The sequence below is a fragment of the uncultured Litoreibacter sp. genome (assembly GCF_947501785.1).
Lineage (GTDB): Bacteria > Pseudomonadota > Alphaproteobacteria > Rhodobacterales > Rhodobacteraceae > Litoreibacter.
In genome coordinates this window covers 807,595-829,536 of sequence record NZ_CANMXB010000001.1, presented here as the reverse complement: position 1 = coordinate 829,536, position 21,942 = coordinate 807,595, and the positions used below count along the sequence as shown (strand labels likewise).

Annotated in this window: 24 protein-coding genes and 1 tRNA gene; 2 read left to right on the top strand and 23 right to left on the bottom strand. The window is 59.7% G+C overall.

Features of this window, described 5'->3' with window-relative positions; genetic code table 11:
* Position 1: 1 nt before the first annotated feature.
* From Q0899_RS04165 to Q0899_RS04080, 18 genes are all read right to left on the bottom strand, one after another.
* Positions 2 to 529: an ester cyclase gene (locus Q0899_RS04165; RefSeq protein WP_298291263.1), complete on the bottom strand. Its 528-nt coding sequence runs from the start codon at positions 527 to 529 to the stop codon at positions 2 to 4.
* 6 nt (positions 530 to 535) lie between these two features.
* Positions 536 to 1,222, bottom strand: a complete 687-nt coding sequence (gene phoB / locus Q0899_RS04160) for a phosphate regulon transcriptional regulator PhoB (protein ID WP_298291265.1) — start codon at positions 1,220 to 1,222, stop codon at positions 536 to 538.
* Between the two features lies 1 nt (position 1,223).
* The gene (phoU, locus tag Q0899_RS04155; RefSeq protein WP_298291266.1) at positions 1,224 to 1,943 is read right to left on the bottom strand and encodes a phosphate signaling complex protein PhoU; all 720 of its coding nucleotides are present in this window, start codon (positions 1,941 to 1,943) and stop codon (positions 1,224 to 1,226) included.
* Positions 1,944 to 1,954: 11 nt separating this feature from the next.
* A complete protein-coding gene (pstB, locus tag Q0899_RS04150) occupies positions 1,955 to 2,722 on the bottom strand; it encodes a phosphate ABC transporter ATP-binding protein PstB (protein ID WP_298357653.1) in 768 nt (255 codons plus the stop codon).
* 40 nt (positions 2,723 to 2,762) lie between these two features.
* A complete protein-coding gene (gene pstA / locus Q0899_RS04145) occupies positions 2,763 to 4,541 on the bottom strand; it encodes a phosphate ABC transporter permease PstA (RefSeq protein WP_299191166.1) in 1,779 nt (592 codons plus the stop codon).
* A gap of 12 nt (positions 4,542 to 4,553) precedes the next feature.
* Entirely contained in the window at positions 4,554 to 5,930 is a 1,377-nt protein-coding gene (gene pstC, locus Q0899_RS04140; RefSeq protein WP_299191165.1) for a phosphate ABC transporter permease subunit PstC, read from the bottom strand.
* A 92-nt stretch (positions 5,931 to 6,022) separates the two neighbouring features.
* Positions 6,023 to 7,006 (bottom strand): substrate-binding domain-containing protein, encoded by a 984-nt coding sequence (locus tag Q0899_RS04135; protein WP_298357658.1) that lies wholly within the window; start codon positions 7,004 to 7,006, stop codon positions 6,023 to 6,025.
* Positions 7,007 to 7,133: 127 nt separating this feature from the next.
* Positions 7,134 to 8,177 (bottom strand): ATP-binding protein, encoded by a 1,044-nt coding sequence (locus Q0899_RS04130; protein WP_298357661.1) that lies wholly within the window; start codon positions 8,175 to 8,177, stop codon positions 7,134 to 7,136.
* The gene (locus Q0899_RS04125) at positions 8,174 to 9,349 is read right to left on the bottom strand and encodes an aminotransferase class I/II-fold pyridoxal phosphate-dependent enzyme (RefSeq protein ID WP_299191164.1); all 1,176 of its coding nucleotides are present in this window, start codon (positions 9,347 to 9,349) and stop codon (positions 8,174 to 8,176) included. The genes Q0899_RS04130 and Q0899_RS04125 overlap by 4 nt, the downstream gene beginning before the upstream one ends.
* A complete protein-coding gene (locus tag Q0899_RS04120; protein WP_299191163.1) occupies positions 9,346 to 10,611 on the bottom strand; it encodes a glutamate-5-semialdehyde dehydrogenase in 1,266 nt (421 codons plus the stop codon). The genes Q0899_RS04125 and Q0899_RS04120 overlap by 4 nt, the downstream gene beginning before the upstream one ends.
* Before the next feature lie 54 nt (positions 10,612 to 10,665).
* Entirely contained in the window at positions 10,666 to 11,772 is a 1,107-nt protein-coding gene (proB, locus tag Q0899_RS04115; RefSeq protein ID WP_299191162.1) for a glutamate 5-kinase, read from the bottom strand.
* A complete protein-coding gene (gene obgE / locus Q0899_RS04110) occupies positions 11,760 to 12,797 on the bottom strand; it encodes a GTPase ObgE (RefSeq protein ID WP_299191161.1) in 1,038 nt (345 codons plus the stop codon). Before obgE ends, proB begins: the two co-directional genes overlap by 13 nt.
* Before the next feature lie 32 nt (positions 12,798 to 12,829).
* A complete protein-coding gene (locus Q0899_RS04105) occupies positions 12,830 to 13,366 on the bottom strand; it encodes a GNAT family N-acetyltransferase (RefSeq protein WP_299191160.1) in 537 nt (178 codons plus the stop codon).
* Positions 13,363 to 13,965 (bottom strand): LysE family translocator, encoded by a 603-nt coding sequence (locus Q0899_RS04100; protein ID WP_298291292.1) that lies wholly within the window; start codon positions 13,963 to 13,965, stop codon positions 13,363 to 13,365. The genes Q0899_RS04105 and Q0899_RS04100 overlap by 4 nt, the downstream gene beginning before the upstream one ends.
* Positions 13,962 to 14,519 (bottom strand): GNAT family protein, encoded by a 558-nt coding sequence (locus Q0899_RS04095; RefSeq protein ID WP_299191159.1) that lies wholly within the window; start codon positions 14,517 to 14,519, stop codon positions 13,962 to 13,964. Before Q0899_RS04095 ends, Q0899_RS04100 begins: the two co-directional genes overlap by 4 nt.
* A gap of 73 nt (positions 14,520 to 14,592) precedes the next feature.
* Positions 14,593 to 14,862, bottom strand: coding sequence for a 50S ribosomal protein L27 (gene rpmA / locus Q0899_RS04090; RefSeq protein WP_298291298.1), 270 nt, complete (start codon positions 14,860 to 14,862; stop codon positions 14,593 to 14,595).
* Between the two features lie 12 nt (positions 14,863 to 14,874).
* Positions 14,875 to 15,582, bottom strand: a complete 708-nt coding sequence (locus Q0899_RS04085) for a 50S ribosomal protein L21 (protein WP_299191158.1) — start codon at positions 15,580 to 15,582, stop codon at positions 14,875 to 14,877.
* Between the two features lie 168 nt (positions 15,583 to 15,750).
* Positions 15,751 to 16,572: a hypothetical protein gene (locus Q0899_RS04080; RefSeq protein WP_298291303.1), complete on the bottom strand. Its 822-nt coding sequence runs from the start codon at positions 16,570 to 16,572 to the stop codon at positions 15,751 to 15,753.
* Positions 16,573 to 16,744: 172 nt separating this feature from the next.
* Here Q0899_RS04080 and Q0899_RS04075 point away from each other — a divergent pair.
* Positions 16,745 to 16,834 (top strand) — tRNA-Ser (locus Q0899_RS04075).
* 176 nt (positions 16,835 to 17,010) lie between these two features.
* A complete protein-coding gene (locus Q0899_RS04070) occupies positions 17,011 to 17,337 on the top strand; it encodes a hypothetical protein (RefSeq protein ID WP_298291306.1) in 327 nt (108 codons plus the stop codon).
* A 47-nt stretch (positions 17,338 to 17,384) separates the two neighbouring features.
* Here Q0899_RS04070 and Q0899_RS04065 read toward each other — a convergent pair whose 3' ends face one another.
* The 5 genes from Q0899_RS04065 to Q0899_RS04045 form a co-directional block, all read right to left on the bottom strand.
* The gene (locus tag Q0899_RS04065) at positions 17,385 to 18,356 is read right to left on the bottom strand and encodes an oligopeptide/dipeptide ABC transporter ATP-binding protein (protein WP_298357688.1); all 972 of its coding nucleotides are present in this window, start codon (positions 18,354 to 18,356) and stop codon (positions 17,385 to 17,387) included.
* A 64-nt stretch (positions 18,357 to 18,420) separates the two neighbouring features.
* A complete protein-coding gene (locus Q0899_RS04060) occupies positions 18,421 to 19,413 on the bottom strand; it encodes an ABC transporter ATP-binding protein (protein ID WP_298357691.1) in 993 nt (330 codons plus the stop codon).
* Complete coding sequence (locus Q0899_RS04055; protein WP_299191157.1) at positions 19,414 to 19,863, bottom strand: DUF2059 domain-containing protein; 450 nt, start codon at positions 19,861 to 19,863, stop codon at positions 19,414 to 19,416. It abuts the gene before it with no gap.
* Positions 19,864 to 19,875: 12 nt separating this feature from the next.
* Entirely contained in the window at positions 19,876 to 20,808 is a 933-nt protein-coding gene (locus Q0899_RS04050; RefSeq protein ID WP_298291316.1) for an ABC transporter permease, read from the bottom strand.
* Positions 20,805 to 21,782, bottom strand: a complete 978-nt coding sequence (locus Q0899_RS04045) for an ABC transporter permease (RefSeq protein WP_298291318.1) — start codon at positions 21,780 to 21,782, stop codon at positions 20,805 to 20,807. The genes Q0899_RS04050 and Q0899_RS04045 overlap by 4 nt, the downstream gene beginning before the upstream one ends.
* Between the last annotated feature and the right edge of the window lie 160 nt (positions 21,783 to 21,942).

The following is a 21,942-nucleotide window of genomic DNA, read 5'->3' as shown; positions in this document are numbered from 1 at the left end:
CTCAATGGGGGCTTGGCGGCGTCTTGGTGCCATTGTCGAAGGCTTCCCACCCTTCGCCATTGAAGACATCCACGCCCAGTTGCGCCAGAACATGCGGGAAATCGACCATGACCCAGTTGTCGACAATCTTGCCGTCCACCACTTTCCAGAAATCCATGTAGCGGATCTCGATCCGGTTGCCGGTGGGCGCGATCCCCATGAAAGCGCCACCATGCGTTGCTTCCTGACGGCCGAAGGCGGCCGCCCATTCGCCCATGTAAAGCCGGGCCTCGTCAATGCAGGTCTTGTCGTGAAACGCGGCCTGAAACGGCTTCTGCCAGTTGTCCTGAAATTCCCGGATGCCGTCTTTGGAACCGCAGCCCGTGTTGCCCATCCAGCGAAATGTTTCCGAGAAGAAGTCGCCAATATCCGCAATGCGGTGATCGTTCAGCCCGTCCACCATGCCTTCGATCACGCGGCGCGTCTCGTCGGTTTTGGACATGTCGGTATCGCGGCTTAGCGCCGCCTGCTCTGGTCTTGAGCCCTTCATGGCAGGTTATCCCAATGCGTACCCCGCGCCGCGCACGGTGCGCAACGGATCGTCACCGCCCATGCTTGTCAGCACCTTGCGCAGGCGCCCGACATGCACGTCAACGGTGCGGGTGTCGACATAGATATCGCGGCCCCAGACACGGTCAAGCAGTTGCTCGCGTGACCAGACCCGCCCGGGGCGTTCCATGAAGGTGGAAAGCAGTCGGTACTCAGTTGGGCCAAGCTTCAGCGGCTGTTCGGCGCGGGTGACGCGGTGCTCTTCAATGTCCATGACAATGTCTTGGTATTCCAGCTTTTCGCCCATGGCAGCCGGGCGCGTGCGGCGTAGCTGGGTGCGGATACGCGCCAGCAGTTCTGCGACCGAATACGGCTTTACGATGTAATCATCCGCCCCAGTTTCCAGCCCTCTCACCCGGTCGTCTTCCTCTGACCGCGCAGACAACATGATCACCGGCGTCTTAGCGAGACCTGCGTCTTTCTTGATCTGGCGGCACACCTCGATGCCCGAGACATTGGGTAGCATCCAATCCAAAACGATCAGGTCCGGCTGGTCATCTTTGATCGAGATCAGCGCCTCGTCACCGTTTTCCGCTGTGAGCACGACATAGCCCTCGGCGCGGATGTTATAGGCCAGAACCTCGCGCTGCGAAGGATCATCTTCTACAACCAAAACAACGGGTTCGGTGGCCATCTTAACTTTCCTTTGTAGCCGTGACATAGGAGGTTTGGTCCGCTTTGTCCCGGTCCTCATCCGGCACTTCGCCGGTGACCAGATAGATCACCTGCTCGGCAATCGACGTCACATGATCGCCCATGCGTTCGATGTTCTTGGCAATGAAATGCAGGTGCATGCAGGCGGTGATGTTGCGCGGGTCTTCCATCATATGGGTCAGGAACTCGCGGAACAGCGCGTTATACATCTGGTCCACTTCGGTGTCGCGGGCACGCACGTCCGCAGCCAGATCAGCGTCGCGTTGAATATAGGCGTCCAGCGCGTCTTTCAGCATCACCGACACCAGCTTGGCCATGCGCCGGATCGAGGCGCCGGTGCCATCGACGGCCTGCATCTCTGCCAGCACTGAAGTGCGTTTGGCGAGGTTCTTGGCGTAGTCCCCTACCCGTTCCAGATTGCCGGAGATTTTCAGGACGGAAAGGACCGTGCGCAGATCACCTGCCGTGGGCGACCGCATGGCGATAACGCGGGCAACTTCCGTTGCAACCTCTTCCTCGAGCGCGTCGATCAGCTTGTCGTTCTTGCGCACAATTTCGGCCATGTCGGTGTCGCGCAGCTCAAGCGCTTTGGAGGCGTCGGAAATGGCGGTTTCAACCAAGCCGCCCATCTTCATGATCAGCGCCTGAATGTTGTCGAGATCACGGTCAAACGCGGATGCGATGTGCTGTGTGTCGTTCATTGCGGTGCTCCTTAGCCGATCCGGCCGGTGATGTAGCTTTCAGTGCGGGGGTCTTCGGGGTTGGTGAAGATCTTGTCGGTTTCGCCGTATTCCACCAGATTGCCGAGGTGGAAGAACGCGGTCTTCTGACTGACACGGGCGGCCTGTTGCATCGAGTGGGTCACGATCACAACGGTAAAGTCCTGACGCAGCTCGTCGATCAGTTCTTCCACCTGCGCGGTTGCAATCGGGTCAAGGGCGGAACACGGCTCGTCCATCAACAAAACCTCCGGGGCCGTCGCGATTGCGCGGCCGATGCACAGGCGCTGCTGCTGGCCGCCGGACAACCCCGTGCCGGGCGCATCGAGGCGGTCCTTGACCTCGTCCCAGATCGCGGCGCGGCGCAGGGATTTCTCGACGATCTCGTCCAGCTCCGCCTTGTTCTTGGCGAGCCCGTGAATTTTCGGGCCATAGGCGACGTTGTCATAGATCGACTTGGGGAATGGGTTGGGCTTCTGGAACACCATGCCCACACGTGCGCGCAGCTGCACCGGGTCCACGTCCTTTGCGTAGATGTCATTGCCATCAAGATGGATGTCGCCGGTGATGCGGCAGATATCAATCGTGTCGTTCATGCGGTTCAAGCAGCGCAGGAAGGTGGACTTGCCACAGCCGGACGGGCCGATAAATGCGGTCACGGCGCGGTTCTGGATGTTCACATCGACATTCTTGATCGCGTGGGTGTCGGCGTAGAAGACGTCAACGCCTTTGGCCGTGATTTTGATGTCGTCCTGGGCCATTACGCGCTCCGTTCTAAGATCGTCTAACATTGTGTTCACTCTACCAGCGACGCTCGAAGCGTTTGCGCAAGAAGACCGCGATTGCGTTCATGACCACCAGGAACAGCAGTAGCACACAAATCGCCGCAGCGGTGCGGGCCTCAAAAGCCCGTTCGGGGAAGTCGGACCAGCGGAACACCTGCACGGGCAGAACGCTGGCGCTGTCGGTGATGCCTTGCGGAATGTCCACAATGAAGGCCACCATGCCGATCATGATCAATGGCGCGGTTTCGCCCAAGGCCTGCGCCATGCCGATGATCGTTCCGGTCAGGATGCCGGGCATGGCCAAAGGCAGCACATGGTGGAACGTCGCCTGCAACGGGCTTGCACCCAGCCCCACGGCCGCATCGCGGATCGAGGGTGGGACTGCGCGGATCGCGGCGCGGGACGCGATGATAATCGTGGGCAGCGTCATCAGGGCCAGCACGATACCGCCTGCGAGCGGCGCTGATCGAGGCACGCCGAAGACACCGAGAAAGAGGGACAGACCCAGCAGACCGAAGACGATGGAGGGCACAGCGGCGAGGTTGTTGATATTGACCTCGATGAAGTCGGTGACTTTGTTTTTGGGCGCAAATTCTTCAAGGTAGATCGCGGCCAGAACCCCAATGGGGAAGGCCAAGGCGAAGGTCACCAACATCGTCCAGAATGACCCGACTGCCGCCCCGAGGATACCTGCAAGCTCTGGCTCCCGGCTGTCGCCCGCTGAGAAGAAGCGGGAGTTGAAGACCGTGGCCACCTGCCCTTTGTCTTTCAACGTCTCGATCCAGACAATCTGGTTGTCAGACACCTTGCGCGAGGCCTCCGGCAGCTCGGTCACGTAAAGGCCCCATGTGTTGGACGCAGAGACTTCGCGCGCCATCGGCACCAGCGCCTCGGCCACACCGCCTGCGGGTGTGATGCGGGTCATGCGCAGCCATCCATCCGCTACTTTGATCAGCACCGACCGGTTGTCTTCGGTCAGGGCTTCATCGCCGCCCTCTGCGGCGGAGCGTGCCTCCAGATCATCGGCTTCTGCCAGCAACTGGTCACGCTTCGCGGCGCGTTGTTCGACCAGTTTGAGATTCTTGTCACGGGTCGCGTCATCCGTGGCCGCGTCCGCGCGGCGTTGAAATTCGACGACACCGTTTTCCTGCAATGCGGCTTGCCTTCTGATCACGGCGGCCTGGTCGATCAGCCCCTCCTTGACGCGCTCCAGCGCTGCGGAAAAGTCACCTGTTGATGAGCTGACAATGAAGTCGTCGCCGTCAGCCGTCAGCGTCAGGTCGCCCTGCGTTTCGCGCGTTTCCAGATCACCGAAAGACCCTTTCAGATACAGGTCCGTCACGTCCGAGGCCAGGAAAGGGTAGTCGATGGTTTGCCCAATCAGTGTGGGATCAGCGGCAATCACCTCGGCCAGTTCGAACGGCGCGCCGGCGGATGTCAGGTCATATAGCTGGCGCTTCGCAGTCCGGCCTGTGGCGCTGGGAAACTGCGCCTTCAGCATGTCTTTGGTCAGCCCCGTGAAATCCGCACGGCGGATTACGTTCTCAGGGCTGTCGGCGTCAACTTCCAACTCGGCGGCGTCGATGGTGACGGGCAGCGTTACATAGGTCTCCGTCAGCGCGCCGGAGGCTTTGCCAACCACGGACCAAAGAAGGGCCACAAGCGCGGCACCCGCCAGTCCAATGGCGATCATACCGTAAAGCTTTAGCCGCCACTCCGCCGCGCGGCGTTTAGCGGTGCGGCGCGATGCCCCCTCGCCCGAATGCATGCCGGTCAGTTCTGTCATATCAACCATATCAGCCGGCCCTTAGTCGTAGAGTTCGCGGTATTTGCGCACGATGCGCTGCGCGACCACGTTCATCAAAAGTGTGACGCAGAAGAGTGTGAAGCCAAGCGTGAAGGCGGGTCCCGCAGCGGTCGAGGCCTCGGTGTCGCCTGTGATCAGCATAACGATCTGCACGGTGATGGTGGTCACAGCCTCCAGCGGGTTGGCCGTCAGGTTGGCCCCCTGCCCTGCGGCCATAACAACAATCATGGTTTCCCCGACAGCGCGTGAGATGCCCAGCAGGACGGCAGAGACGATGCCCGGCAATGCGGCTGGCAATACCACCTGACGGATGGTTTCCGCCTTGGTCGCCCCCAACCCGTATGAGCCGTCCCGCAAAGACTGGGGTACGGCGTTGATCACATCGTCGGATAATGACGAGATGAACGGAATAATCATGATGCCCATGACGATCCCAGCCGCGAGCGCGGATTCAGACGCGATGGACAGCCCGATACTTTCCCCAGAGTTTCGTAGAAACGGGGCCAAAGTGATGGCGGCGAAGAAGCCGTAAACCACGGTTGGAATGCCGGCGAGGATTTCGAGCATCGGTTTGGCCCATGCGCGCACCTTGGGGCTGGCAAAATCAGACAGATAGATCGCGGCAAACAAACCGATGGGGGTGGCCACCAGCATGGCGATGACGGTGATCAGCAAGGTGCCAGCGAATAGCGGGATAGCGCCCACTTTTTCGGGGTCCAGCTTGCCAGCTTGCACGCCTGACAAGGGCGACCATGTGGTGCCGAAGAGGAACTTGTGCACCTGCCAGTCAATATTGTTGAAGAAGTTCAGCGTCTCAAAGATCAGCGACAGGATGATGCCGCCAGTGGTGGCAACGGCAATCACCGCCATAAGCGCGAGAATACGACGGATGACGGTTTCCGAGCGGTTCCGCGCGCGCCAGCCGATATGGGCCGATTTCAGGCACCACAACCCCGCAAGGGCCGCAGCCAGAATAGACAACGCCATCGTGCCGTAGTGATGCAGCACCGTTTGTCCGCCGATCTCGGCGGCAATCTGTTCACGCAGCGCGTCTGTTTTGGAGGCAATACCGCCCTCCGCAAGAGCGCGAGAATCGTTGAGCACCAGCTCCACCTCAATGGGGCTCAGCTCGGGCTGTGCATCAAGGATATGCGCAACGAATTGGCTTTCGATGAAGCTGCCCCATGCGGTCCACACGATGACCAGAACGGCCAAGCCCGCGAGGCTGGCAAGCAGGAAGGCAAGCAATCCATGGTAGTTGGGGCGCGAATGCAGCTGTTGCGGGGTGTCGCCGCCTATTGTGACAGCGCGAGACCGCGCAGCGGTGTAAAATATCGCGCCAAGCACGAAAACCGCGATGAGTGTCAATCCGAACATCTGCCCCCCAAGGCGTAGCGTGATTTAGAGCATTTAGTCCGAGGACCCGCAGGGCGGCAAGCACCGCCCTGCGCATTTTCAAAGAAAGGGAACTATTTCCACTCGTCGCCGGTCATCTTGGTCAGCGACGAGACGTTGCCCGAAATGGTTTCGAACATGTCTTCCGGCAGTGGGATCAGGCCTTTGTCGATCAGATAGCCCTCCTCACCGGACGCATCCTCAGACATGAATTCGACAGCGAATTCCTGAAGACCCGGGACCACGCCAACATGGGCGTTCTTGATGTAGAAGTAGAGCGAGCGAGAGATCGGGTAGTCGCCAGCGGCGATGTTGTCGAAGGTCGGCTCGGTACCATCGACCAGCGCGCCTTGCAGCGCGTCAGAGTTCTGGTCGAGGAAGGAGAAACCAAAGACGCCCAAGGCGTTCGGGTTGGCCTCCAGTTTGGACACGATCAGGTTGTCGTTTTCGCCGGCTTCGATGAACGCGCCGTCCTCGCGGATGGTGATGCCTTCGCATTCGATGCCTGCGCCTTCGCAGCCTTCATGCATGACCAGCTCTTCGAAGGCGTCGCGTGTGCCCGATGATGGTGGTGGGCCAAGCACTTCGATATTGATCGCGGGCAGCGACGGGTCGACTTCGTCCCATGTTGTTGGCAGCGGGCCTTGAGCGGCAAGCGCCGTTACGATTTGCTCGCGCGTCAGTTCAAACGCCGGGCCGCCCTTCGCGTTTGCCACTACAATGCCATCATAGCCAATGACAGCTTCGGTCACGTCGGTGACGCCATTGTCCTGGCACAGCTTGAATTCTTTTTCCTTCATGCGGCGCGATGCGTTTGTGATGTCAGGGTGGTCGGTGCCTACGCCTGCGCAGAACAGCTTCAAGCCGCCGCCGGAGCCGGTGGATTCGACAACGGGCGTCTGAAAGTCAGTGGACCGGCCGAACTGTTCGGCTACGGCGGTCGAGAATGGGAATACGGTAGAGGAGCCCACGACGCGGATTTGGTCCCGCGCGGTTGCGACGGATGATGCAGCGGCAACCAGAATGGCGGCAGAGGCAGCGGTTTTGATGAACGACATAAAGTCACTCCCTTAGTTGTGGCCAGCACACCCCCTCGGCGCGCTGTATGAGGGAAGGCCTAGTCCCCCGTCGCTGGTCTTTTGTGACAGATTTGTAAGAGTTTTATGACAACAGCTTTCGCGGGCGTCAGGGCGCCGGCAAAATCACTGAAAAACAGCTTCCAACACCTTGATTAGACGTGATTTTTAGGCGACCGCGGTGCCGGTTGATAATATGTTTCACAATAGCCAGCCCGAGCCCGGTGCCCCCCATTTCCCGGCTCCGGTGATCATCGACGCGATAAAACCGCTCCGTGAGCCGCGGTAGATGTAACGGGTCGATTCCGTCGCCCTCGTCACGGATGTCGATTCTGAACGCGGGCATGCGCAGTGTTGCGTCCTGGGGGACATGGGACAGGCCGACATGCACGGTTTTGCCCTTTCCGCCATATTTGATCGCGTTTTCAATGAGATTGAGGAACAGCTGAATCAGTTGATCCCGGTCTGCCATCACCTCAGCCTCCTCCGAAAGGCCGGTGGTGGCCACCTCGACACTGGCATCTTTGAGCTTGCCTTCCAGCGTTGCGATAACCGACCGAACCACGCCGGCCACATTCACGAGGTTACGGGGGCGGACGCGTTCGTCAGCTTGCACCCGGCTGAGCGACAACAGATCAGACACCATCCGGTTCATCCGATGTGCCTCGTTTTCCATGATTTCAAGAAAGCGGTCACGGGCATCTGGATCGTTTCGCGCCGTGGTGCGCAAGGTCTCGATAAAGCCGGTCAGGCCGGTCAGAGGTGTGCGCAGCTCATGGCTGATATTGGCCACAAAGTCGCGGCGAATGATCTCTGAGTCTTCGGCCTGCGACCGGTCTTCGAAGCTGAGCACCGCGCCGGTGACCTTCGACCCGTCCGTCAAAGGTGAGGCCTGAAATTCATAGACAACTTCGCCTGATAAGCCGTTGAAAATAAATCGTGCGTTGCCTTTTTGACCATCCCGAATTGCGGTGTCCATAGCCGCAAGAACCGGGGCCTGCCTCAACAGGGTCAGAGCGTTCATTCCGCCCGGATCATGGCCGAACAGTTCCAGCAATGACGGGTTTGTCAGCGTGATCCGGTAGTCCGTGTCGATCAGCATCACCGGCAGCGGGATGCCCGCAAGGATCGGTTTGGCATCCCGGTGTGTCACAGTGCGGCAAAGCCCTTGGCAAATTCGTCTTTCAACAGCGAGATGTCTTCGACGCCGACAGACACGCGGAAAAAACCTTCGCTCATACCCAGCTCCGCGCGGCCTTCCGGGGTGAGCCCCCTGTGTGAAGACGATGCCGCATGGCTGACCGTCGTTCCGATGTCGCCAAGGGTTGGGGCAAAAGCCATATCGGGCATCGCGCGTGTGAATGCATTCGCAGCGGCGCGCCCGCCCTCGATCTCGAAGCTGACCATGTTGCCAAAGCGCGGACCCAGCAAGGCCCCTGCCCGGTTGTGGTCAGGGTGATCAGGCCTGCCGGGATAGAGCACGCGTTTTGCCCCGAGATCCGCCAAATGATCAGCCAGAATCGCAGCGTTTTCCTCCGCGCGGTCGTAGCGCAGGTGGAACGACATCATCCCGCGCTCCGCCATCCAGGCGTCATAGGGACTACCGGACAGGCCCAGCGTGACGATCGTGCCTTCAATGGCCTCGCGATGTTCAGGTGCCTTGGCGGCGACATAGCCCAACATGGCGTCGGAATGCCCTGACAGCAGCTTGGTAATCGAGTGGATCACCACATCCGCGCCGATATCAAAGGGGCGATAGGCGCGCGGAGTGGTGAAGGTGTTGTCGACCACCAGGATCAGACCGTGCGCCTTGGCAATTTTCGCTATGCCGTCCATGTCAGCTACGCGTAGGGTCGGGTTGGACACGACTTCGACCAAGATCATCTGGGTGGCGGGCGTAATCGCCGCTTCAATCGCGTTCGCGTCCGTTGGATCGGCCAAACTGTGCGTGATGCCGTAGCGCGGCAGCTCCTGCGTCAGCATCCGGAGCGAGCGGCCATAAAGCTGATTGCCACCAATGACGTGATCACCCTGCTGCAACAGCCCCAACATAACAGCAGTTACCGCAGACATGCCGGTTGAGGTGATAAGCCCGCCCTCGCAGCCCTCCATGGCGTCGATCTTCTGCGCCAAAACAGTCGCGTTGGGATGGCCTTCGCGGGAATAGGTGTACCCGAACGCCGTGCCGTCATATTGGCTATCCAACGTGTCGGGGTCCGGCGAGGCGTAAACCACTGAGGGCTGCAGCGGCGTAACAACGGCGCGGCTGACGCTGTGCGGAAACGCGGTGCGGCGGACCAGATTGTCGGGGATATCTTTGCTCATGCGCGCACCGTGCCGTCGCCGGTGACGACGTATTTGAAGCTGGTCAGCTGCTCGGCACCCACTGGGCCACGCGCGTGCATTTTGCCGGTGGCGATGCCGATTTCCGCGCCCATGCCGAACTCCCCGCCATCCGCGAACTGGGTGGAGGCGTTGTGCATCAGGATCGCGCTGTCCAACTCATGCGTGAAGCGGTCGGCGGCTTCCTGATCCTCGGTCATGATGCAATCGGTGTGGTTGGAGCCAAAGGTGCGAATATGTGTCATCGCGTCATCAATGTCGTCCACTACTTTGGCGGCGATCGCCATGTCGAGATACTCATGCCCCCAACTGTCACTTGTGGCTTTGTCGGTGCCTTCAATAAAATCGAGCTTCATATCGGCATCGACAGTGACGCCCTTGTCCAGCAAGGCCTTGATAACGCCCTGCCCGATGGTCTCCACGACATCTTTGTGGATCAGCAGGCATTCCGCCGCGCCGCAGATACCCGTGCGGCGGGTCTTGGCGTTCATCACGACGTTCAAGGTCTTCACGGGATCAGCGGCTTTGTCGATATAGATATGCACGATGCCTTCAAGATGGGCAAAGACCGGCACGCGCGCCTCGCGTTGCACTAGCCCGACCAAGCCCTTGCCGCCGCGCGGCACGATAACGTCGATGAATTGCGTGGCTTTCAGCATTTCGCTGACGGCCGCCCGGTCGCGGGTTGGGACCAATTGCACGGCGTCTTCGGGAAGACCGGCGGAGGCCAGCCCCTGTTGCAGGCAGGCGTGAATGGCCTGGCTTGAATGGAACCCTTCCGACCCGCCACGCAGGATCACCGCGTTACCAGATTTCAGGCAGAGCGCGCCGGCATCCGCGGTCACGTTGGGGCGGCTCTCGTAGATCACCCCGATCACGCCCAAAGGCGTGCGCACCCTTTTAATATTGAGCCCCGTTGACCGGTCCCATTCGGAGATCACCGCGCCAATGGGATCGCTTTGCGCGGCTACGGTGCGCAACCCCTCGACGATAGAGGCCACCCGGTCCTCGTCCAGCATCAGGCGGTCCATCATCGCGGGGCTAAGGCCTTTGTCGCGGCCAAATGCCATGTCCTTTGTATTGGCAGCAATGATGTCCGCACGCGCGGCCCAAACGGCGTCCGCAGCAGCCACCAAAGCGTCTTCCTTGGCCTGTGCCGTTGCCATGGCCAACTCGGTCGCGGCGGCTTTGGCGCGGGCGCCAATCTCGGCCATCAGGGCGGGTATGTTATCCATGTCTTTCATCGTCGTAACCTTTGAACGGCTCTAATGGGTGAATGTAAGCGAAGGATGACAGAACTACAGCACCATGTCATCGCGGTGCACAAGTGCGGCGCGACCGGGGTATCCCAGAACGGCCTCAATCTCGGATGACTTTCGGCCCATTATCTGCTGCGCTTCTTGTGCACTGTAGCGGGCAAGCCCGTGGCCCAACGTGGCCCCGTCTGCGTCATTGATAACCACCGGATCACCGCGCCCGAACGCGCCTTGCACGGCTGTTACACCGGCGGGCAACAGCGACTTGCCTTGCCCCAGCGCTTTGGCCGCACCTGCGTCCAGCGTCAGCGTACCTTGCGGCTTCATCGCGGCAATCCAACGTTTACGGGCGGCTTTGGGGTCGTCTTGCGCTGTGAACCACGTCGCATTCGCGCCGTTTTCCAGCGCGCTAAGCGGGTTCATGGCAGCGCCGTGAGTGATCACCAGCGATGCCCCGCTGGCGGTTGCGGTGCGCGCGGCAAGCAGCTTGGTCTTCATGCCGCCCTTGGACAGCCCAGAGCCAGCATCGCCCGCGGCGGCCTCCATCGCAGGTGTGATTTTGTTGACCGTGTCGTAGCGCGTGGCAGTCGGGTCTTCGTGCGGGTTGGCGGAATACAGACCGTCCACATCTGACAGCAGCACCACGAGATCGGCGCCGACCGTGACCGCCACCTGCGCGGCCAACCGGTCATTGTCACCGTAGCGGATTTCATCTGTGGCCACGGTGTCATTCTCATTTACGATGGGAACCACCCCAAAGTGCAAAAGCTGCTCCAACGTCGCGCGGGAATTGAGGTAGCGACGGCGGTCCTGACTGTCTTCCAAGGTGACCAGCACTTGCGCGGCGGAGATGCCGTGCGGCGCAAGCGCCTCTTCATAGGCGCGGGCCAATCTGATTTGGCCTACCGCGGCGGCGGCTTGGGATTGTTCCAGCGCCAAAGGGGTATTGGGCAGGTTCAATGCGCCGCGCCCCAGCGCGATCGAGCCAGAAGACACAAGGATCACATCCTGTCCCATGCCCTTGGCTTTGGCCACATCCTCGGCAAGTGCTTTTAGCCAGCCTGACCGCAAGTCACCTGTGTCGCGGTCGACCAGCAAGGCGGAGCCGATCTTGATGACCAGCCGTTTGGCTTTGCTCAGGGACGCCATGGCTCAGGCTCTTCTGTCAGTCGCTTTTCGCGCAAGCGGCTGTCGTCAATCTCAGCCCTCAATGCGCGTAAGACGTCTTGCACCCCTTCGCGGGCAACGCCGGACATTGGCATGACCTTGGCCTTGGACGCTTTCTTCAGCGCTTTCAGCTTTTCCTTCACCTCATCCGCGTCCAGCGCGTCCACCTTGTTCAACACGGTGACGCGCGGCTTGAAGGCCAGATCCCCGCCGTATTTCTCAAGCTCGGTGATGATGGTCTGATAGTCGCTCACCACGTCCTCAGACGTGCCATCAACCAAATGCAGCAACACCGAGCAGCGTTCAACATGGCCTAGAAAGCGATCACCGATGCCCTTCCCTTCGGACGCGCCTTCGATCAGGCCGGGAATGTCCGCGATGACAAATTCTACATTATCCACGCCAACGACACCCAGGTTGGGGTGCAGCGTGGTGAACGGGTAATCCGCGATCTTGGGGCGCGCATTGGATGTCGCGGCAAGGAAGGTGGATTTGCCGGCATTGGGCAGCCCCAGCAGACCTGCATCCGCAATCAGTTTCAGGCGCAGCCAAATCGTGCGTTCGACGCCTGGTTGGCCGGGGTTGGCACGGCGTGGTGCTTGGTTCGTGGCAGATTTGAAATGCAGGTTGCCCCAGCCGCCATTGCCACCCTTGGCGACCACAAAGCGCTGTCCGATCTCGGTCATGTCGGCCAGCACGGTTTCCTCGTCCTCGTCCAACACCTCGGTGCCGACCGGCACGCGCAGGATGATGTCCTCGCCGGTTTTGCCGGTGCGTTGCTGGCCCATGCCGGGCTGGCCGTTCTTGGCAAAGAAATGTTGCTGGTAGCGGAAATCGATCAGGGTGTTCAGCCCTTCAACCGTTTCGACAATCACATTGCCGCCGCCGCCGCCATCCCCGCCGTCGGGGCCGCCATACTCAATATACTTTTCCCGCCGGAAGCTGACAGAGCCGCCGCCGCCCGAACCGGACCGTATGTAAACCTTTGCGAGGTCGAGAAATTTCATGGGGTATCCTTACCGCAAAGGGATTGCGCGGCTCAATCGAGTTTCTTGATATAGGTCCAGGTGGGGACCGTCACCCCGCGAGCGACGGAAAAGCTTTCCGCTTCCCCGATATAGTCGAAGCCCGCATTTGTCAGCACACGCGCAGAGGCCGGATTGTCCTGAAAGACCGCGCCAAAGATCGTGCGGCAGGCCTGAGGGTTCGCCTCGATGATTGCAGAGACGGCTGCGGAGGCGAAACCGTTGTTCCACGCGGCGGGAGCCACCCAGTAACCAATCTCGGACTGGTTGCGATCCATCCGTTCCAGCCCAATGGCCCCCAACACTTCTGACCCGTCATCGGATGGGTCGATGACCCAGACATCCTCGGTCCGATCGACAGAGAGCGCGCGGGCGATAAATGCCTCCGTTACCCCGTCGGGAAGAGGATGCGGAATGGTCTTGGTGGCTTTGGCCACGCGCGCGTCGCTGGCATAGAGTGTGATTTGGCCGGCATCCGCCTCGGTCATCGGGCGCAGCGTAAATCCATCGGCCTTGATGACGGGCTGGGAAATGGGTTGGTTCATACTCATTTTGCTGCTCCTCCAAACAACACGAAGAGGACCGAGGCGACGGTTAAGGCCGCCAAAGTCCACATCAAATAACGTTCCGCAGGTGACCCTGCGACGGTGCGTGCGATCTGTTCCCCTCCAAAGGTCCAGACCGGGTGCAAGATGGCCTGAACGGCCAGGAACACCGCGGCAATGACCAACGTGGCCTCAAATGCCGGGGTGCCGGGGGCTGTGAAGGCCGTGAAGCCTGCGGTGATCATGGCCCAAGCCTTCGGGTTCAGGGGGTGCACAATCAGCCCCGCCATAAAGCCCGGCGCCTTTGCCTCCGCCCTTGTGCTCAACCGCATATTCGCCACCCGCCATGCCAACCAAATGATGTAGATGGCAGAGATGTATTTCAGCGCGGTAAACACCCAAGGCGCGGCTTCAGCCAATTGCATCAGGCCATAGCCGACGGGCCAGATGATCAACTGCTTTCCCAGGGCCACACCGGCCACGAAAGGCAATGCCGCCTTCAGGCCGTAGCGGGCGCCGGTGGCCAGCAACGCCATATTGGCGGGACCCGGGGTCCCGACCTGGCTGGCGGCAAACACCGCAAAGCTGGCCACGGCGACGCTCACGCCGCCGCACCGATTTCGAATTCGGTGCTGAGCAACCCCATGATGACGTCATCATACCAGACGTCATCGATATACGCGGTCTGCCGTTCCCGGCCCTCTTTGACAAAGCCCACCTTCTCATAGGCCGCTATCGCGCGGGTGTTGAATTCCAGCACGCGCAGGGCCAGACGGTGCAGGCCCAGCGGACCGAACGCATGACGAGCGACAAGCCGCATGGCGTCGGCGCCGTATCCTTTGCCTAGGCTGTGTGGGTCGAGAATGCCGACGGCCATCGTAGCGCGGTGATCCAGCGCGTTGACGGTGTGCAGGCGGATGCTGCCGATGAGACGGTTGTCATGCTCGATGATCCACGCGTAGCGCTCGCCCATTTGGCTTTCGACCCAGGACTTTGCGGCATCTTCGCTCAATTTCCGAAAATGGGCTGGGGACCCGCCAAAGAGCCGATGGATCTCGGGCGTATTGCCCAGCGCGAAGCGTCCTGCCCAATCCTCGGCAATGGGCGCGCGCAGCCGCACATGTTGGCCATTCAATGTTGGAAGGCTGCTCTGTGTCATTGCCTTCTCCCGTTAAAACGAAAAAGGGGACCGGTTTGCACCGATCCCCTAAAATCTTGTTTGGAGTTTCGGTTTACTCAGCGGCCTCTGCTGCCGGCAGGACCGATACAAACATGCGGCCCTTGAGGCCTTTGTGGAATTGCACGTTGCCTTCGACGGTTGCGAAGATCGTGTGATCCTTGCCCATGCCCACGCCTGCGCCCGGCCATTTGACCGTGCCGCGCTGACGCACGATGATGTTGCCTGGGATCACGGCTTCGCCGCCGTATTTCTTGACGCCAAGGCGGCGACCTGCGGAATCGCGACCGTTACGGGACGAACCACCTGCTTTTTTATGTGCCATCTCGTGTTCTCCTTAGCCTTTAGCGAGTTTCTTGGCTTGCTTGAGCCAATCGTCGCGGTCAATGCGGCCTTTGAAATTCAGTTTCTCGTCCATAGCAGCGATGTCCTCTTTTGACCATGCCGCGATTTGGGCGAATGTTGTCACGCCGAGATCGTTCAGCTTCTTGACGATCACCGGGCCCACGCCGCTGATCTGGGTCAGATCATCTGCGTCGGATTTGGCAGCCGCCTTCTTAGGAGCGGCTTTCTTTGGGGCGGCCTTCTTTTCCGCCTTCGGAGCGGCAGCTTTTTCGGCTTTCGCAGCCGGCTTTGCAGCAGCTTTCTTAGGAGCGGCCTTCTTCGGTGCAGCAGCGTCCAGCGCGGCTACGGAAACCCCTGCCCCACCGATAGCGGCCTTCACGCCGGATTTGCCCGCGCCTTTGGCGAGGATGTCCGTCACGCGCAGGAGCGTCAGTTGTTGACGGTGGCCTTTGGTGCGCTTGGACGAGTGCTTGCGGCGACGCTTGACGAAGTTGATCGTCTTGACGCCTTTGATCTGGTCGATGACTTCAGCTTGAACGCCAGCGTCTTTGACGAATGGAGCACCCACCTCGCCGTCAACCATCAGAATTTCGTTGAATTGGACTTTGTCGCCAGCGGCGGCGTCCAGCTTTTCGACGCGCAGAACGTCGCCCGAGGCGACTTTATACTGCTTGCCGCCGGTTTTCAGAACCGCGAACATATCGCATACCCTTTGTCTTCCGCGCCCTATGGCCCCGCATTGTGCGGCGTTTTCAAGGCCTTAGCCTTACCTCGGACAGCGCGCCCCCGGATCGGGGCGTCTGTTTCAAAATTCCAACGGGGTGTTGGAGAGGCGCATATGCGTCACGCAGGCCTTTTAGTCAAGCGTCTAAGTGTCGTCGCCTTCCATGAATTCGGCCATGGCGCGGCCCAGCTCGAAGCTCTGCAATTCGAACACCTGATCGAAGCCCGCGAAGAGCGCCGTGTTGAGCACCTGTCCGGGGCGGCTATCTGATGCGTCGATATAGGCATCCAGCTCCTCGTCCAGCAGGATTGAATAGGCCAGCACCGAGAAATTCATGGTCCAATCGACCATGTCCTCCCGGATTTCCGCCTCTTGGCCATAGACGCGCGCCAACATTGATTGCTCATCCATGCCACTAAACAGTGGGTTGGTCCCGAGCCCCTGATAAAACGCCAAATTGGCGTTCAGCGCGCCCATGACGTTGCTGTCGACCAGATCATTGACGCGAATGAAGTCGGCGTATTTCTGAATGCGCTCTGGCTGTTCTTCAAGCATGGCTTCGGCGCGATCCCGCATTGCGTCCTCAATGCCGTCCTCGCCCAGGGCGCGGCGGGCGTCCAATTCGATTGCCACGATACGGCGGCCCAATTCAGACTCGAAAAACTCCAATGCTTCGGTTGACGCCTCCAGATTGCTCACCTCGCCCATCCCTAGGCGGAAGGCGGCGTCCATCTTGTCGACGGCGTAGATGGCGCTGACACGCGACGTCCATGCGGGTGAGACGCTGATCCCCTCATCCCGCTCTGCAATCTCCAACGCGGATTCGATCCCCTCTTCGCGCAAAATCTCGAAAACTTCGGGCATATTCAACGCGTTGAAGTAGCGGTCAATCAGGTCGTCATCACTGGCTGCGACGGGAGAGACACTTAAGACAAAACAGGAGGCAAGGGCTGCGGCAAAACGCATTGGGCGGGCCTTTCAGGTGATTGACACCTAAAAGATAGGGGTTGCGGGCGAACTCGGCAATTCCGCGTCGGTGATTTCTGCGTGAACAGTGCGTTTTCCGCCCATAAATGGGTCTTGCACCATGTCCTGTGCTTGGGTACACCGCGCGCACCTGATCACGTGTCAGCGGTGCGGAGAGGTGCCGGAGTGGTCGAACGGGACGGTTTCGAAAACCGTTGAGCTCGAGAGGGTTCCCAGGGTTCGAATCCCTGTCTCTCCGCCACATTTCAGAATGTCATTGTGATTGTCTCAGATCGCGCATCAATGTCGTTTGTTGCCCCCCAATTGTCTTTATGATTACCAAATAGTTTACCAAATATGGCCAAATTGTGGCTGGCCAATCCCCCCCAAATGTCGATAGATTTCAGGCAGTAAATTGCCGATTTCCCTGGGGGTTCCATGACCAAACTCAAATTCCTCGTCGCTGCTGCGGCGCTTTTCGCTGCTCCTGCCGCTGCGCATGACAGCCATAAACACAGCCATTCGCACCAAACCGTTCAGCGCACCGTTCAGGTCGTTGTCGGCTGCTACCGCGGCCCTTGGGAGCTGGTTCACTGGGATCGTGCCCTTCCCGAATTCTATGATAGCTTGCGCGCGATGGGGTACTCGCCGGCGGTCGCCACGTCGATTGGCAACCGGATCTGCCGGGACCAAAACCTGGTGAATAACGAAAGCGCACTGCGCTCGGAAGCTTTGCGGGTTATCTCGTCTACGCCGATCCAATAACGGCCAAAGAACCGTTTGGCCTCAAGGGTTTCTGCCCTCGTAATGCGTTACGCGTCGCCTGCACGGAAGCATGCGACGCGTCCATTGTTTAGGGGCTCCAATTGTGGACGTTCGGCAGAACATTTGTCGATGGCAATCGGGCAGCGCGGATGGAATGCGCAACCGGTTGGTGGGTTGATCGGGTCAGGAATTTCACCTTCAGGCGGCTCGACCTCGCGGCCAAACCCATCCATGCGCGGCGCGGCTTCCAGCAGCATTTGCGTGTAGGGGTGTTGCGGGTTTTCGAACAGGTCCTTGGGCGCGGCTTCCTCGACCAAGCGCCCCAGATAGAGCACGCCAATCTTGTCGGCCATGTGCTGGATCACGGTTAAGTCGTGGGAAATAAACAGATAAGTCAGCCCAAACTCGTCTTTGAGGTCTGACATGAGGTTTAGAACCTGGGCCTGAACGGAAACATCCAGTGCGGAGGTGGGTTCATCACAAACGATGAGGTTCGGCTCGGAAGCCAATGCCCTTGCGACGCAGATGCGCTGTCGCTGGCCGCCTGAAAACTCATGCGGAAATTTGTTGGCGTCAGAAGCACTTAGACCAACTTGATCCAGTAGCTTTTCGGACAGTCCTTCTGTCGCCTCACCCTGTGCCTCGGCGGGTTCGGCAATGATGTCACGTACCTTCCAGCGCGGATTCAGGGACGCATAAGGATCCTGAAAAACCATCTGAATATCGGATCTTACAGTTTCGATCTTGTCCTCATCCGTTTCCGTGGCGAGGTTCACGCCTTCGATTTCGACTGTGCCTTCTGATGGATTAAGAAGACCCACTATCATCTTGCCAATAGTGGATTTTCCGGAACCGGATTCACCCACCAAAGCGTAGACAGAGTTCTCCTCGACCTCGAAGGACACGTCGGAAACAGCTGTCAAATTGCGTTTGGGCAACCGTTCGATGACGCGGTTAAGCCACGGTTTGGAGACGTCAAAATTCCGCGTCAGGTTCTTGACGGAGACGATTATCGACATGATCTGACCCCCGACCGCGCGTGTCTAGAAAGCGTATAGATTGCGTCTTCCTTCCGTCTATACATCATGCCACACCCTTTGCCGCTTGCGCGCCGTCCAGAGGGAACCAACACGCAGCGCGCCCATCGGTTGTCTTGAGGCGCGGTCCGGGGTTTTCCTTGCACTTGTCTTGCGTGTAGGGGCACCGCGGGTGAAAGGCGCAGCCATTTGGCAGATTGCCAAGGCGGGGCATATTGCCCGGAATTTGGTGCAACCGGTCCTTGCCCTTTGAGGCGAGCGGCGTCGAGCCCATCAGGCCATCCGTATATGGATGGCGCGGCGCGCCGATAACGTCGCGCACGGGGCCAAGTTCAGCAAGTTTGCCGGCATACATTACGGCAACCCTGTCAGCGGTTTCGGCAATCACACCCATATCATGGGTGACCAACATCACCGCCATCCCACGTTCACGGCACAGGCGTTTCAATAGCGCGGTGATCTGGGCCTGGACCGAGACGTCCAAAGCAGTTGTTGGCTCATCCGCGATGACCAGTGACGGTTCCGCACACAGCGCGAGGGCGATCACAACCCGCTGGCGCATACCGCCTGAAAATTCGTGCGGGTAGCTGCCGATGCGCTCGGCTGCGGCTGGGATACCGACCTCTTCGAGGGCCGCTACCGCTCTGCCCTCAGCCTCGGATTTTGAGACATTCAGATGTTCCTGGATCGTCTCGGTCAGTTGGTCGCCGATGGGCAACAACGGGTTGAGCGAGGTCAGCGGGTCCTGAAACACCATGCCAATCTGCTTGCCGCGATAGCTGCGCAGCTCGCGCAGCGACAGATTGTCGATACGCTCGCCGTTAAGGTAAATCTCGCCCTCAGCGATCCGCGCGGGGCGGTCCAGAAGGCCGATCACCGCGTTGCCGGTCATGGATTTTCCGGCGCCGGACTCCCCGACAACTCCAAGGATTTCACCCGGCGCAATGTCATAGCTGACCCCGTCCACAGGCTTTAACAGCCCATGACGGGTGGGGATTTCCACGACCAAGTCGCGGACGGAGAGGACGGGTTGGGTCAATTACTGCAGCTCAGTCTGCACGCGCTGCACGATGTTGCCCTGCATCTGCTGCATCGCGGGGCCAAGCGAGCCCATGGTTTGCTGCATATAGGGCGTCATTTTGCCCATGGCCGACGTGCCCAGGGGCGAGTTGTAGAATTCGGTCAGCGCGGTGATTTCTTCGATGGTGAAGGCGTCCGCGGCGCCTGCGATCATCGCGGCTTCCATCTGGGGGCGGATGCCGTCCAGCTCTTCGGTGACGATCTTGACCAGAACGTCGACCTTGTCGGCGGGCAGCTGGCCTGCGACGGCCTGCATCTGCGTCATGACCATTTCCGGGCTAAGCATGTCGTCGAGCAGCTTTTGCTGCACCGGAGATTGGATAAATGCGGTTGCGGCATCTGTGGCTTCGTCCGCGAAGGACGGGGCGGTGAGCAGGAGGGCCGCAACGAACGGGGTAACAAATTTCATAGAAACAATCCTTTAGCGAAGTTTTGGGTTGAGCGCGTCGCGCAGCCAGTCACCCAGAAGGTTGACCGCGAGCGCGAGCGCCAGCAGCGTGATTGAAGGGAACAGCAGGATCCACCATTCGCCGGAATAGAGATAGCCCTGCCCAATGCGGATCAGTGTGCCAAGGCTGGGCTGTGTCGGCGGCGCGCCGACACCGAGGAAGCTGAGGGTCGCCTCTGCGATGATGGCCAGTGCGAGCGATATGGTGGCGATGACCAGCACCGGGCTGAGCACGTTGGGCAGGATATGTTTGAGCATGATGAAATACGGCTTGCGACCGATGAGCTTGGCAGCTTGCACGTATTCCTTGTTCTTCTCCACCAGGGTCGAGCCACGCACCACGCGGGCGAATTGCACCCAGTCGCTGAGGCCAATCGCCACGATCAGCACGATAATCGCCATGGAATCGCGGTATTCCACCGGCGTAAACCCCTTCGCGACGCCGGTGATCAGCATCGCCACCAGGATCGACGGGAAGGTCAGCTGCACGTCAGCGATCCGCATGATCAACGTCTCCGTCCAGCCGCCGACATAGCCCGCAATCAGGCCAAGCGTGATGCCAAGGATCATGGCAAAAGCCACGGCGGAGAAGCCCACAAACAGCGAAATGCGCATACCGTAGAGGATGGTGGAATAGACGTCCCTGCCCTGATCGTCGGTGCCGAGAATGAACTGATCCCCGGTGAACTGGTTGGGGGTAGATGGCGGTGTGAACCCGTTCATCAGGTTCAGGCTGCCTGGGTCAAACGGGTTGAAGGGCGCGATCAGTGGCGCGAAGACCGCCGACAGGATCAGCACCAACGTGACCACCGCCGAAACGATCGCGACAGGCGACTTGCGGAACTGCCACGCGAAGTCGCTATCCCACATTTTGGACAGGCGGGTGGGTTCAGAAATGTCGCTCATGCATGCCTCCCGTCGATCCGCAGGCGCGGGTCAATGGCGAAATAGAGCAGGTCCACGATCAGGTTGATCGCCACGAACATCACCGAGATCAGCATGAGGTATGCCGCCATAACCGGAATGTCGACGAACTGGATCGCGTTGATGAACAGAAGGCCCACGCCCGGCCATTGGAACACCGTCTCGGTGATGATGGCGAAGGCGATGATGGCGCCCAGCTGCAGCCCCACCACCGTGATCACCGGCACCATGGTGTTCTTCAGCGCGTGTCGGAAGTTGACGCTTCTTTCTCTGAGACCCCGAGCGCGGGCGAAGCGGATGTAGTCCTGGCGGAGGACCTCCAGCATCTCAGATCGGACGAGGCGCATGATCAGCGTCATCTGGTAAAGGCCCAGCGTGATTGACGGCAATATCAAGGCCTTAAGGCCCGAAGCTGTCAGAAACCCGGTAGACCAACCGCCGATTTTGGTGGTCTCCCCGCGGCCAAAGCTGGGCAGCCAGCCCAGCGAGACGGAGAACACGTAAATCAGCAATATCCCGATAAGAAACGTGGGCAGCGACACCCCTATGAGGCTGGTCGTCATGATGACATTGGACGCTATGCCGTTGCGCCTGATTGCGGTGAACACCCCCAGACCGATGCCGAACACCAGCGCCAGGGTGCCTGACACCAGCGCGAGTTCCAGCGTCGCGGGCGCGCGTTCCTTGATGATGGTGGCCACTGGCCGTCCCTGCCGGTAGCTGACCCCGAAATTGCCCTGCGCCGCGTTCACCAGAAACTTGGCGTATTGCACGGGGAACGGCTGATCCAGACCCAGCGTGGTGCGCAGCCGTTCAATATCGGCCTGCGTCCGCTCCTGCCCCAGCATGTTGTCGATAGGATCGCCTACAAAGCGGAACATCGAAAACGCCACCAGCCCCACGACCAACAGGACAATGAGCGACTGAAAAACGCGGCGGATGATATAGGCGAGCATGGCAAGACTGTCGCCGCGCGGGCGCAGAGGGTCAAGGGCGCGTTGCCAGATAAACTCAAGAATTTCAGGCAGCTTAGCGTGGAGTCGACGTACCTTTTTACCCCATGGAAACGCTCTGTTTCCAACCAAGGCCTCACTCCCGGCCTTCGATTATGCCAAG